At 51.1% G+C, this 13,142-nt stretch carries 10 protein-coding genes; 8 read left to right on the top strand and 2 right to left on the bottom strand.

Features of this window, described 5'->3' with window-relative positions; all coding sequences use genetic code 11:
* Positions 1-10 precede the first annotated feature (10 nt).
* Positions 11-958, bottom strand: a complete 948-nt coding sequence (locus KTH89_RS14495) for a sugar kinase (RefSeq protein WP_238722182.1) — start codon at positions 956-958, stop codon at positions 11-13.
* A gap of 21 nt (positions 959-979) precedes the next feature.
* Positions 980-1,762, bottom strand: a complete 783-nt coding sequence (locus tag KTH89_RS14490) for an IclR family transcriptional regulator (protein ID WP_238722181.1) — start codon at positions 1,760-1,762, stop codon at positions 980-982.
* 397 nt (positions 1,763-2,159) lie between these two features.
* Here KTH89_RS14490 and KTH89_RS14485 point away from each other — a divergent pair, with 397 nt between their 5' ends.
* From KTH89_RS14485 to dgoD, 8 genes are all read left to right on the top strand, one after another.
* Entirely contained in the window at positions 2,160-3,521 is a 1,362-nt protein-coding gene (locus KTH89_RS14485; protein WP_158348332.1) for an ABC transporter substrate-binding protein, read from the top strand.
* 77 nt (positions 3,522-3,598) lie between these two features.
* Positions 3,599-4,489 (top strand): carbohydrate ABC transporter permease, encoded by an 891-nt coding sequence (locus tag KTH89_RS14480; protein WP_158348334.1) that lies wholly within the window; start codon positions 3,599-3,601, stop codon positions 4,487-4,489.
* A complete protein-coding gene (locus tag KTH89_RS14475) occupies positions 4,482-5,333 on the top strand; it encodes a carbohydrate ABC transporter permease (RefSeq protein WP_238722180.1) in 852 nt (283 codons plus the stop codon). The genes KTH89_RS14480 and KTH89_RS14475 overlap by 8 nt, the downstream gene beginning before the upstream one ends.
* Before the next feature lie 55 nt (positions 5,334-5,388).
* On the top strand, positions 5,389-8,073 hold the full coding sequence (locus KTH89_RS14470; protein ID WP_238722179.1) for a GH116 family glycosyl-hydrolase: 2,685 nt from the start codon (positions 5,389-5,391) through the stop codon (positions 8,071-8,073).
* A 117-nt stretch (positions 8,074-8,190) separates the two neighbouring features.
* Entirely contained in the window at positions 8,191-9,837 is a 1,647-nt protein-coding gene (locus tag KTH89_RS14465) for an N-acyl-D-amino-acid deacylase family protein (RefSeq protein ID WP_238722178.1), read from the top strand.
* Positions 9,824-10,291, top strand: coding sequence for a RidA family protein (locus KTH89_RS14460; protein ID WP_238722177.1), 468 nt, complete (start codon positions 9,824-9,826; stop codon positions 10,289-10,291). The genes KTH89_RS14465 and KTH89_RS14460 overlap by 14 nt, the downstream gene beginning before the upstream one ends.
* Before the next feature lie 45 nt (positions 10,292-10,336).
* Positions 10,337-11,428: an alanine racemase gene (locus KTH89_RS14455; RefSeq protein WP_238722176.1), complete on the top strand. Its 1,092-nt coding sequence runs from the start codon at positions 10,337-10,339 to the stop codon at positions 11,426-11,428.
* 62 nt (positions 11,429-11,490) lie between these two features.
* The gene (gene dgoD / locus KTH89_RS14450; protein ID WP_158348346.1) at positions 11,491-12,639 is read left to right on the top strand and encodes a galactonate dehydratase; all 1,149 of its coding nucleotides are present in this window, start codon (positions 11,491-11,493) and stop codon (positions 12,637-12,639) included.
* The last annotated feature ends 503 nt before the right edge of the window (positions 12,640-13,142 follow it).

Below are 13,142 nucleotides of genomic sequence, written 5' to 3'. Positions count from 1 at the left end.
TTACTACCTCCTATCTGGTAATCAACAGGCTTCCGCTCAGGAACGATTCCAGGCCGTTTCTGTCCGGAAGATTCTCAAAATCTCCTTTCGACATGACAGCCATGGCGCCCATAGCGCTTCCATACAATCCACAATCTTCCAGGGACCTGCCTTCCAGCAGCCCGGTCAGGAATCCGGCGTTAAAGGCATCCCCGGCCCCGATGGAATCCACCTTTCTGGCCGGAAAAGTAGGACAGAAGAAGGAGGTTTCCGGATCAGCCGCATAAGCGCCCTGATCGCCCATTTTAAGACCTATGAAACGGACGCCCAGACCGAAAACCCGCAGAAAGATTTCTTCCGGTTCTCTCGTGTCAAACAGAATCTCCGCCTCATCCAAGCCCAAAAGCAGGATATCAGAATAACGGATAATTTCCAGCAGCAGGCCGCGTATCTTTTGCCTGGTACACAGCTTCAGACGGACATTGGGATCGAAACTGACCATACAGCCGGCCGCTTTTGCCGTCTGTATGGCGGCCTTAACCGTTTCATGGGCGCTCTGGCTGATGGCGGAGTTTATGCCGGTTGTATGGAAGATTCTGCAGCCCCGGAAATATTCCGGATTGAGATCGGAGGGAGTCAGGGTGCTGGCGGCGGAGTTTTGCCGGTAATAGGTAATTACGCTTTCGCAGCTGTCACAAATCTGTTTGAACATCAGACCGGTGGGGTTCTGGCTGTGTATGCGGACCCCTGATACATCCACGCCTTCGCCCCGTATCGTATTCTTTATATAGGAACCGAACGGATCATTTCCAAGTTTGCTGATCCAGCCGCTGCTATGGCCCAGGCGGGCGGCCGCGATCGCTACGTTGCTCTCTGCGCCGGCGATTCTTTTTTCAAAGGTATGGGCATACTGCAGCGGCTCGTTATTTTCCGGGGTAAAACAGACCATAGTTTCCCCCAGAGTGATTAGTTCAGGCATTTGTTGCACACCTCATTTCTGCTATATTAGACTTTCTAATGGGAAGTCCATGGTAGAGAGGACCTGCTCAATATTTTTTCTGGTTCCCACCAGTAACTTTTCGATCAGATCCAGATGTTCCCCGGTTGCGCGGAAAACCGGAATTGCTACGCTTAAGGCGGCCAATGGTTTGCCGTCTTTCAGGAGAGGGACGGCTATACACTGTACATGCAGGTTGGATTCTTCCTTTTCAAAGGCCACCCCATTCTGACGGATAGTTTTTAACTGCTCTTCCAGACAACGGATATCTGTGATGGTATTTTCGGTCAGTGGTTTTAAGCCGTCCGGGTAAAGCTTCTGCAGTTCCGGAAGGGAGTGGGTGCATAACAGGGCTTTCCCCAGACCGGTGCCGTAGGCGGGCAGCCTTTTACCGACCGACGAATACATCCGGATCGGCTCATGGGAATCTACTTTATGTATATATAACACGTCTCCTCCGCTCAATACGGCGAAGTGGCAAGTCTCATTACATATGCTCACGATGCTGTCCATCTGCTGCTTGATATATTCCATAATATCAAACTGGTTCAGGAATTTATTTCCAATCTCAAATAACTCCAGACCCAGAGTAAACCTACCGGTTGCGGCATCATAATTTAAGAAACCTTCCTCCACCAGGGTATGGGCGATGGGGAACAGGCTGCTCTTCGGCATGTTGTTTAACTCTGTGATTTCCGTAAGGGTTAATCCATGGGGGGAATCTGAAATGGTTTTTAACATTTTTGTAACTCTGAGTGTGGGCATGTGCTGAGCTTTATCCGGCATGTAAAGATCATCTCCTATAAATGTATTTGGGAACAATGGTTTTATATACGAACTCATGGACAATATAACACGAATAAAAATAGCTGTCAACACCAAAAAGAAAATGGCTGTAATTTATAGTTTCTATATAGGTAAAGCATAGGGAAAAACCAGATTTGCGCATTGTCCGATGTGTGTGCCTGCATTCAAACTTTTATGCGCGCGTACACGCATAATATTAGGTAAGGATACACAGTGGTTTGGAAAATATGAATAAACAGCGGAACTGCTTTTTAAACAATTTGTCGAATTTTATCTTAGGGGTTGACATGTGTGCGGACTTTGGTTAATATGAAGGTACAAAATACGTATTTGCAATTATGGTTCGTATATAAGAACCGAGACAGGAGGAAGAAAAATGAAATACAGAAAGTTGACAGCAGTTTTGATGGCGATGACCATGGTTGCCGCCTTATTTACCGGATGTGGAAGCAAGACGGAGGAACCGGCGCAGACTCCGGCCGGGCAGGAAGCCCAGGGCGGTGATGAAAAAAGTGACAGTGGCAAAGCAGACGGAGAACCGATCACCATCCAGGTAATGTCGGGTATGATGGGTGAGAAAGTCGAAGGGGCGATCGAACAGGAGATTGCCGACGATTTTATGGAAAAGAACCCGAACATTAAAATAGAGTTTATTCCGATGTCCACCAATGATGTGCAGAAAAAGATCATCACCCTGGCCACCGGAGACAGCCTGCCGGATGTGGTTGGCGTACAGCCGACCTGGCTGGCCCAGTTTGAGGAGATGGGTATTTTCGAGGATCTTCGTCCGATGATGGGAGAAGAATATGTAAATACTTATTTTGAGGGAGCTTTGTATGAAGCAAGCGTAGGGGATAAGATCCTGATGTTCCCCTGGCTGTGTACGCCGACCGCATTGCTGTACCGGGCCGATTGGTTTGAGGAGGAAGGGATTCAGCCCCCTTCGAATTGGGATGAATTCCTGGAAGCAGCGAAAAAGATGACCAAGGATACCGACGGCGACGGAAAGATCGACCGCTGGGGCTTTAGTATGGTAGGAACCAGAAACAATTCCGGCGAATCCAGATTTGTAGCCATGTCCAGAACCTGGGGCGTGGATGAAGTGGTTGATAACAACGGTACCTGGGAATCCGGCTTTACCTCTCCGGAATTTGAAAATTTCCTTACATATTTTACGGATCTGAATAACGAATACGGTGTGGTGCCTCCCGGCGCGGTGGAGACGGGATATGCGGAAGCGGTGAATTATTTCTCCACTGAAAAGACGGCCATGATGATTACCGGTTCCAACGCGATCGGCGTGATTAAGAGCCAGAACCCGGAAGTGGGAGAAAAGATGGCAAGCTGTATGCTGCCTACAGGAACCACATCCTGCTCCGCCACCGGAATCGGAGGATATGCGATCTCCGCCACCTCTGAGCATAAGGAAGAGGCGCTGGAATATTTGAAATTTACACTCCTTCCGGAAAATATCCTGAAATTTGCGGAGGGTACCGGAAGAATGCCGACCCAAAAAGACGTGATGCAGGACGAAATGTTTAATCAGGAAATCTTCAAGGGATATGTTGCCATGTTGGATAAACCTTACAAACAGCCTGTATTCCCGGGATACGTGGAACTTCTGGATGTGGCAGGAGAAGCCTACAGCAATATCATGGGAACCGGCCAGTCCGTGGAAGACGCCATGAAAGTGGTAAAAGAGAAAACGGAAGCGATTCTGGCTGAAAATAATAAATAAAATGTGATGTGAAGTGGAGTCTGCGATACCTGCCAAACTCCACTTCACTTACCGATGATAGGTAGGTTTGGGGAAATATGAGAAAAAGTAGGAATAGAAAGCAAGCTAACATAAGTTTTAATAAGACGGGATACTATTTTATCTTTCCGGCGCTTATTACCATGTTTGTGCTGATTATCTACCCGTTGCTTTACGGAGTTTATATCAGTTTCTTTGATACGAACCTGGTAAATAAATGGGACTTCGTTGGAATCTTAAACTTCAAAAGCATTCTGACCGACCTGAATTTTTATAAAATAATTTTACTGACGTTAAAATTTTCGATCCTAGTGGTCGGCGGGCATTTTCTGATTGGATTCATACTGGCCCATGCGCTGAACCGGAATATCCGGGGGATGGCAATCTTCCGCAGCATCCTGCTGCTGCCCTGGCTGTTTCCGGAAGCGGTTATCGCGTTGATCTTCAAATGGATTTTCAACCCACTGTACGGACTGCTGAATCATGTATTGATGACCGTCGGATTGACGTCGGAACCCATCTCCTGGCTGGGGTCCAAAGAATATGCGTTTATGATGCTGGTGTTCGTCTGTATCTGGAAGGGTTATCCGATGGTTATGACCATGATCCTGGCTGGACTGCAGAATATCGACAAGACCCTGTATGAAGCGGCCAGAGTGGACGGTGTCAGCAAATGGCAGGAATTCCTGTATATTACTTTGCCCAGCCTGAAAAGCGTTTTGACAGTCACGCTGGTACTGGACACGGTATGGTGGTTTAAGCACTATACGATGGCGTGGGTGCTGACCAACGGCGGACCGGGTCAGGAGACCTCTTTGATCAGTATCGACATTTATAAGACAGCTTTTGAGTTTTTCGATTTCGGCAAGGCGGCGGCCATGTCCGTAGTGGTATTTGTTGTCTGCCTGGCGATCAGTAAGCTGTACAGGAGGTTGTTGCGCGATGAATAAGAAGAAAGTGAAGAGCGGAAAACTGGAACGGAAGGGAAATACAGGCGCTGTGATTATTATGCTGTTCTTCTGCGTGATTGTCCTGCTTCCGATTCTGTGGATGATCTCCACATCAATTAAAATTGACTCGGAGATGGTGGCAGCGGTTCCGCGCTGGATTCCGGAGACTCCGTCCCTGGTGGCCTATCAAAGATTTTTCAAGGATTATCCCTTCCTGATGCAGCTGAAGAATACGGTGATCTATACTCTGTGTTCCACGATCCTGATCGTCATCTGTGCTTGTTTTGCAGGATACGGGGTGACCCGGTTTGAATTCCGCGGGAAAAACGCTTTTATGTCATTCCTGCTGGTGACGCAGATGTTCCCTTCGGTCATGCTGTTAGTGCCCTTTTACAATGTTATCAAATCCCTGGGGCTTTTGAATACATATATCGGCATGATTCTGGTATACATCTCCATTTCCGTCGCGTTTGCCACCTGGATGATGATGGGCTTTTTCAAATCTATCCCGCTGGAACTGGATGAGGCGGCGATCATAGATGGCTGCAGCAGGTTCCAGACGTTCCTGAAGGTGATCATGCCGCTTACGCTGCCCGGTATCGCGTCTGTGGCGATCTTTTCCTTTATCACCGGATGGAATGAGTATATGTTTACCAGTATCCTGACCACTCAGGCAAATATGCAGACCATCACGATAGGAATCACATCGTTGAATGGGGAACGCGTGATGTGGAATGACATGATGGCGGCGTCTGTGATATCCAGTATCCCGTTGGTAATTGTCTTTATGTTCCTGCAGAAATATTTTGTCAGCGGCATGACATCGGGAGCGGTCAAGGGATAGCAGAGGTATCCGGGAAAATAGAATAACATGCAGAGCAAAACGGAGAAATTTAGATATGAGCAGGTTTGAATATACGAACGAAAAGCTGAAAGAAATATCCTTTCCGGTGGGCGGAATAGGAACTGGCTGCATCGGCGTGGCCGGGAACGGGCTGCTGGCCGACTGGGAGATTTTCAACCGGCCGAATAAGAGAAGCTATAACGGCTATACGCACTTCGCCCTGAAGGCGGAAAAGGACGGGGAAGTGCTGGATGCCCGGATAATCCTGGGCGATTATATGGGCAGCCGTATGGGGAGTTATCTGAGAAACGGCAAGCTGCACAGCGGCTATGGATTCGGTCCGGAGCGCATGACCTTAGCCGGTATGCCGCATTTTCAACAAGTGCGGTTCCGGGGGGAATACCCTCTGGCGCAGCTTCAGTTTTCTGACGGCAGAATGCCGGCTTATGTGGAAATGCTGGCTTTTAATCCGTTTATCCCATCCAATGATGCGGATTCCAGCATCCCCGCGGCGTTTTTTGAACTGTGTGTGAGGAACACCGGGGACAGCAGAATCGATTATTCACTGGCCTTTTCCGCCACGAATCCGGTGGAGTGTGTGAAATCGGTTAACTCCTACCAGGAGTCGGGGACAGTCAAAATGCTGGGCATGAAACCCTGGGGCGTTCAGGAAACAGATAAGAATTACGGCGATCTGACCATTGCCACCGACGCGCCAAAGACCAGCTGCCAGCAGTATTGGTACAGAGGGAACCGCTCAGACAGCCTGGAGATGTTCTGGAAAGATTTTTTAAAGCCCGGCGGGTTGAAGGACCGGTATTACCCGGAAGACTACGAACTGTACAAGGGACAGGGAAGGAATAAGGATACGGCTGTTCTGGCCGCTCATTTTTCCCTGGAACCCGGAGAAACCGGTAAGGTGCGGTTTGTACTGAGCTGGAATATTCCCTATGTCTATAATTACTGGAACCCCGAGGAGGATAAACGGACTTATTGGAAGAACTATTACACGAAACTGTTCCGGGACTCGGGTGCTGCCGCGGTCTATAGTATCAGAAACTGGGACCGGTTATATGGCGCAACCCGCACTTTCCATGACCTGCTCATGCAGACGACGATGCCCGAGACGGCCAGGGAAGCGGTACTGGCCAATATCGCCACGCTTAAGACTCCCACCTGCTTACGGCTTGAAAATGGGGAATTTTATGGATTTGAGGGCTGCATTGAGGATGAAGGCTGCTGTGAAGGTTCCTGCAGTCATGTGTGGAATTACGCCTATGCGCTTCCGTTTTTATTTCCAAAACTGGAGCGCAGTATGCGGGATCTGGATTTCCGATATAACCAGGACCCTTCCGGAAAGATGTCTTTCCGGCTCCAGCTTCCGTTGGGCCGCAGGAGGGACAGCTTTAACGCGTGCGTGGACGGACAGATGGGCAGCATCTATAAGGTTTACCGGGAATGGAAGATCTCTGGGGACGATAATTGGCTGAAAGAAATATATCCGGCTGTAAAAAAAGCCATGGAATATGCCTGGCATCCGGACAACAAAGACCGGTGGGACCCGGATAAGAGCGGGGTGATCACCGGCCGCCAGCATCATACGCTGGATATGGAACTGTTCGGCGCCAACTCCTGGCTGACGGGCTTTTACCTGCTGGCGCTAAAAAGCATGTGGCGGATGGCGGAACATCTGAGATATGAGGAGGATGCCCGCGAATATAAGAGGATTTTTGAAAAAGGGAAACAGTGGGTGGATGAAAATCTGTTCAACGGCAGCTATTTTATCCAGCGCATCGATCTTAACGATAAGCAGCTGCTGGAACCGTATTCGAAGGACCGGGCCCTGTTCGGGGAGAGCGTCTTTGAAGCATACTGGAACGAGGAGAGCGGTCAGATCAAGTATCAGGTGGGCGAGGGCTGTCTGATCGACCAGGTGCTGGCACAATGGCATGCGGATCTGTCCGGGCTGGGAGAGATCTTCGAACGACAGAAGGTAAAAAGCGCACTGAAAGCGATCCATGAACATAACTATTATAAGGATATTTCAGAACTCACTAATACCTGGAGAATCTATTCCCTGAATGAGGAGAGCGGAACGGTAATCTGTACCTGGCCCCGGGGGAGTAAGAAACCGGATATTCCGGTGGCTTATAACTCGGAGACGATGGCCGGATTCGAATACCAGGCCGGGATTCACATGATCCGGGAGGGCATGGAGCAGGAAGGCCTGGATCTGATCACGGCGGTGCGGGACCGGTACGACGGCAGTAAGCGGAACCCCTGGAACGAGATCGAGTGCGGCAGTAATTATGCCAGGTCGATGGCCAGTTACGGTCTGCTGCTGGCTTACAGCGGATTCCGTTATGATATGTCCCGCGGAAAGATCGGCTTTCAGCCTTTGAAGAACCAGGAGGATTTCTTCTGCTTCTGGGCCATGGACGGAGGCTGGGGAAGCATGAGGATGGAAAAAGACAGAATCTGCCTGCGCGTCGCTTACGGTGAAATCAGCCTGCGGGAGCTGGAACTGCCGGAGTGGAAGGCGGACCGGGATGACCAGAATATGGATCGAAATACGGAGCGGAATATCGAAGCGTGTATCGGAAAAGAAATCCTGAAGCCGGAACGGATAGGGGATACGATTCTGCTGCACGGCGGCGAGGCTGTACGGATAAAAGAAAATACGGCTCTGGAGATCAGATACATAGGAGCGGGCAGCGGGCAAAGAAAAATACAGGAATAGAAAAAGCACAGAAGCAGTAATCCCGGGAATGAGGAACACGACAGAAGAAACGATAGAAGGAACGACATAAGAAACGACAGGATCGGGAAAAGCAGAAGAGAAAGCAGGTTGGAAAGCATGGAGCAAAGCGGCTTATTTAAGGATAACAGTGCGGCTGACCGCTATTTACTGAGAAACTGCCGGATATATGATGGAAGCGGACAAGGGTGTTATCCGGGAGAGATCCTGATCCGGGAAGGGAGAATTGCCGCCATTGGCCGGGATATCAAAGCCGAGGCCTGCGAAGTCATAGATATGAAGGACATGGCAGTCGCTCCGGGTTTTATAGATATTCACAGACATGCGGACCTGCAGCCTTTTCATTGGCCGGACAGCGGATGTGAGCTGATGCAAGGAATCACCACGATGATATCGGGCAACTGCGGTTTCTCCCCCTTCCCGCTCTTGGAAGAGCGGATGAACGCTTGTAAAGAATTCGTAGAGCCGCTGCTTGGCAGGCTTCCGGAAAAAGCGGTAGAATGGACGGACTTTGACTCATTTCTTCAAGCAATCAGAAAAAAAGAGCTGAATGTAAACCAGGGAACACTGGTGGGAAACGGAATTCTGCGGGTGGCGGTAAACGGGACAGGGGATGGTCCTGTGCCGGACCGGAAAATGAGACAGATAGAGGAACGCCTGAAAGAAGCGCTTCAGCACGGAGCGTTCGGACTAAGTATGGGCCTTATGTACACGCCGGAATGCTATTATTCGGAGGAAGAGCTGGGCAGGATTTGTAAGGTGGCGGCGGCATACGGCGCCGTTATTACCGTACATCTGCGGGGAGAGGGGAGTATGGCGGATGCGTCGGTACGCGAGGTTTTAAGGCTTTGTCGGAGTACAGGAGTGCATTTTCATATCAGCCACTTGAAGGCGGCCGGACGGGATAACTGGGGGCCGCCGTTTGAGAAGATCCTCGATTTATTATATGAAGCCAGGTTAGAAGGGCTTCCGGTGACCTGGGACGCTTATCCGTATGAGGCCGGTTCTACGACGCTTACTACCTTACTGCCGCCCTGGGCGCTTGCGGGGGGCACGGAAAAGATCCTGGAACGGCTTCGGGACACCAGGTGCAGGCAAAGAATCCTTGCGGATCTGGGCAAAAGACAAAGTTCCTGGGATAATCTGGTATACGCCACCGGATGGGACCGGGTGACCCTGCTTTCGGGTACGAAGGCGGCTCAGATAGGAAAGAATATAGGGGAACTGGCCCGGGAGAACGGCGTGCCGCCGGAGGAAATGTGCCTGGATATCCTGTTGGAGGATGCCTGTGAGACGGGCATAGCATTTTTTCATATGGATGAGCGGGATGTCCGAAAGGTGATCGGCCTGAAAGAGACGGCTGTCATCTCCGATTCCATCTATTCTCAACAGGGATTTACCCATCCCAGGTCCACCGGGACTTATCCGAAGTTCATACAGGAATATGTGAATGGCAGGAAAGATTTTACCATGGAAGAGGCCATAAGGAAATGTACGTCCCTTCCGGCGGAATATATGGGAATCCGGGACCGGGGGCGGATCTGTGCCGGATATTACGCAGATATTATTGCCTTCCGGCCGGAGGAATTCGTCAGCCGGTCTACCTATGAAAAGCCCGGTGAACTGCCGGCGGGAATGAAATATGTGTTTGTAAACGGAAGGCCGGCAGTCCGGCAGGGTAACATCGTCCGGCTGGACGCCGGAAGATATTTGACAAAGGAGAGAGAATCGAATGACAATAGATGAGAGATTAAAAGAAAAGGGAATCGAACTGGTCGATCCGCCGGTACCCACGGCTTCCTATGTCCCCTGCGTAACGGTAGGGAACCTGGTGTATGTATCCGGACAGGGCCCTGTACGGGACGGAAAAAACGTCTACGAAGGGACCGTGGGAAAGGATATTACACCGGAAGAAGCGCAGAAAGCGGCCAGACTGTGCGGATGTAATATTCTTGCCCAAATGAAAAAGCATCTGGGAAGCCTGGAACGGATAAAACGGATCGTCAATCTAAAAGGTTATGTAGCTTGTACGGATGATTTTAAAGGGCAGGCTGTGGTGGTAAACGGCGCTTCTGATCTCATGAAGGAAGTCCTGGGCGACAACGGAGCCCATACCCGCTGTGCGCTTGGAACGAATTCACTGCCTACCGGGATTCCGGTCGAAGTGGAAGCGGTCTTTGAGATATACGAGCAGCGCTGAAGGACGGCCTGTGGATAAGACTCTGTCAGAAAGAAGGAACGAATAATGCTGGAAAAGATCGGAACGCCGGCGGTGCTGGTGGATCTGGATATCGTGGAGAAGAATATAAGCTCCCTGGTGGAAGGCCTTGATAAATATAAGATCAGCTACCGCCCCCATATTAAAACTCACAAAAGTATATTTTTGGCGCGGATGCAGCTGGAAATGGGCGCCTGCGGGATTACCTGCGCAAAATTAGGGGAAGCGGAGGTTTTCGCGGAGGCCGGATTTGACGATATTCTTTTGGCTTTTCCTGTCATCGGGGAGGAAAAATGCAGGCGTCTGGGAAATTTGCTGCAAAAAGGCGTCCGGGTGCGCACGGTGGTAAACAGTATCGAGGGCGCGCGGGGACTATCTAAGATGGGGCAGGACATCGGCCGGACCGTGGAAGTGCTGCTGGATGTGGACGGAGGCATGGAGCGTGGAGGGGTAAAACCCGGAGAGCCCGCTTTACATCTGGCGGAGGCCATCAGGACGTTTCCGGGGATCCGTCTGGCGGGGATCGAATATTTCGACGGAAGTGTGTACGGAGCATCCACTATGGACGAGATCGCCGGACATATCACAAAAGAGAAGACACAGATCCTGGATACGGCCCGCCTGCTGAGAGAACATGGTTTTGAAATGAGGATATTAAGCGGCGGCTCCTCCTTTTCGGCAAAGCAGCCGCAGCTGCTGGAGGGCTTAACGGAAGCAAGGCCCGGAAACTGTATTTTTAATGACTGCACGCAGCTGTATAAAAATATGATAACAGAAGAGGACTGTGCTTTAAAGGTTCTGGTAACGGTGGTTTCCCGGGTCGACAGCAGCCATTATATCATAGATGCGGGTACGAAGACGTTCAGCAGCGATACGTCCCAGGAGGGGGAAGGATATGGAACGATCCTCGGCCATCCCGGGGCGGTGCTGTGGAAAATGAACGAAGAGCACGGTTATGTGCGGTTTGTGAAACCGGATGAGGTAAAGATCGGAGACCGTCTGAAAATCATACCGAATCACTCCTGCCAGCAGGCGAATCTGTTTCCGCAGATGTATGGAATCCGGAAGGACAATTTTATCTGTGAGATTGACACGGCTGCCAGGGGTAGGAGCGTTTAGAAGATATCATGTTTACTCTTACTTGAATTTATAGCGCAGTACATGCGCCGCTGGAGGAAAAAATGAAGATCAAAGAGATAGAGTTATTTAAGGTGCCGCCCAGATGGCTGTTTCTTAAAGTAACCACGGACGAGGGAATAGAAGGCTGGGGCGAGCCGGTGATCGAGGGCCGCGCCGATACGGTGAAAGCCTGTGTGGAAGAGTTAAAGTATTACCTGATCGGAAAAGATCCGCAGCGGATCGAAGACATCTGGCAGGTGTTATACCGGTCGGGATTCTACCGGGGAGGCCCGGTGCTGATGAGTGCCATCTCCGGTATCGACCAGGCGCTGTGGGACATCAAGGGGAAATACTACCAGGCTCCGGTATATGAGCTGATGGGAGGAAAATGCAGGGAAAATATCAAGGTATATTCCTGGATCGGCGGCGACCGGCCGGATGATGTGGCGGTCCAGGCGCTGGAAAGAAAAAAACTGGGTTTTACCGCGGTGAAAATGAATGCCACGGAAGAGCTGCACTATATAGACAGCTATGAGAAAATCGACGCGGTAGTAGAGCGGGTTGCCGCGATCCGGGAAGCGGCCGGGAAATATTTTGGTATCGGGGTGGATTTCCATGGCCGGGTGCATAAGCCTATGGCCAAAATTCTGGCAAAGGAGCTGGAGCCTTACCGCCTGATGTTCATAGAGGAACCGGTACTGGCGGAAAACCTGGAGGATCTGAAGGAGATCACGAAGCAGTCCGGTATCCCCATTGCCACGGGAGAGCGTATGTTTTCCAGATGGGATTACAAGAAGGTATTAAGCTCCGGCTATGTGGACATCATCCAGCCGGATCTGTCCCACGCCGGAGGAATCACGGAGTGCAAGAAGATCGCCTCCATGGCGGAAGCCTATGACGTGGCGTTAGCTCCCCACTGCCCGCTGGGGCCGATCGCGCTGGCCGCGTGCATCCAGCTGGACGCCACCTGCGCCAACGCGGTGATCCAGGAGCAGAGTATCGGGATCCATTATAATAAAGAAAACGATGTGCTGGATTATCTGAAAGACCCCTCGGTATTCCGGTACAAAGACGGTGTGGTAGAACTTCCCAAGGCGCCGGGCCTTGGCATCGAGATTGATGAAGAAGTCGTCCGCCGCAGGGCCGCCGAACCCTTTGACTGGAAAAATCCGGTCTGGCGCAATGCGGACGGTACCGTAGCCGAGTGGTAAGCGCCGGGGTTCTTCCACGGGCTTCGTATGCCCGCTGTTCAGGGCCTGGAACCGTGGGTGGTATACAGAAGACGCTCCGGGCGGCCGGGTTCTTTTGTATCTCCCTGGGAGCGCGGAGGGCTAGCGCTGGAATACGCTAAGTGAAATCGAAAAGCCGGGTTCAGGATGACCTGGCGGACTTCACGTCCGACGGGCAAGAGCTTCTGAACCGGGGGCCGTCGTACTCACTTAGCGTTCTTTCACGAGGCTTCGTGTGCCCGCTGCTTAGGACTTGAAACCGTGAGCGGTATCCGGAGATGCTCCGGGTGGCCGGGTTCTTTTGTATCTCCCTGGGAGCGCGGAGGGCTAGCGCTGGAATACGCTAAGTAAAATCGAAAAGCCGGGTTCAGGAACCGAGCCTATTCACCAGGAACACGTGATGTGTTCCCGGTTCAGAGGCTCTTGCCCGTCGGACGTGAAGTCCGCCGTGCATCCTGAACCCGGCTTTCCGATTTCACTAAGCG

Origin of the sequence: Diplocloster agilis (assembly GCF_019042275.1) — a bacterium.
Lineage (GTDB): Bacteria > Bacillota > Clostridia > Lachnospirales > Lachnospiraceae > Diplocloster > Diplocloster agilis.
The sequence above is the reverse complement of the archived record's forward strand: the minus strand, read 5'-3'. Positions and strand labels throughout refer to the sequence as shown.

What these genes read in the sequence shown, in the direction of transcription:
- KTH89_RS14495 (WP_238722182.1), bottom strand. Translation starts at nt 958, where the DNA reads ATGCCTGAACTAATCACTCTGGGGGAAACTATGGTCTGTTTTACCCCG.
- KTH89_RS14490 (WP_238722181.1), bottom strand. Translation starts at nt 1,762, where the DNA reads ATGCCGGATAAAGCTCAGCACATGCCCACACTCAGAGTTACAAAAATG.
- KTH89_RS14485 (WP_158348332.1), top strand. Translation starts at nt 2,160, where the DNA reads ATGAAATACAGAAAGTTGACAGCAGTTTTGATGGCGATGACCATGGTT.
- KTH89_RS14480 (WP_158348334.1), top strand. Translation starts at nt 3,599, where the DNA reads ATGAGAAAAAGTAGGAATAGAAAGCAAGCTAACATAAGTTTTAATAAG.
- KTH89_RS14475 (WP_238722180.1), top strand. Translation starts at nt 4,482, where the DNA reads ATGAATAAGAAGAAAGTGAAGAGCGGAAAACTGGAACGGAAGGGAAAT.
- KTH89_RS14470 (WP_238722179.1), top strand. Translation starts at nt 5,389, where the DNA reads ATGAGCAGGTTTGAATATACGAACGAAAAGCTGAAAGAAATATCCTTT.
- KTH89_RS14465 (WP_238722178.1), top strand. Translation starts at nt 8,191, where the DNA reads ATGGAGCAAAGCGGCTTATTTAAGGATAACAGTGCGGCTGACCGCTAT.
- KTH89_RS14460 (WP_238722177.1), top strand. Translation starts at nt 9,824, where the DNA reads ATGACAATAGATGAGAGATTAAAAGAAAAGGGAATCGAACTGGTCGAT.
- KTH89_RS14455 (WP_238722176.1), top strand. Translation starts at nt 10,337, where the DNA reads ATGCTGGAAAAGATCGGAACGCCGGCGGTGCTGGTGGATCTGGATATC.
- dgoD (WP_158348346.1), top strand. Translation starts at nt 11,491, where the DNA reads ATGAAGATCAAAGAGATAGAGTTATTTAAGGTGCCGCCCAGATGGCTG.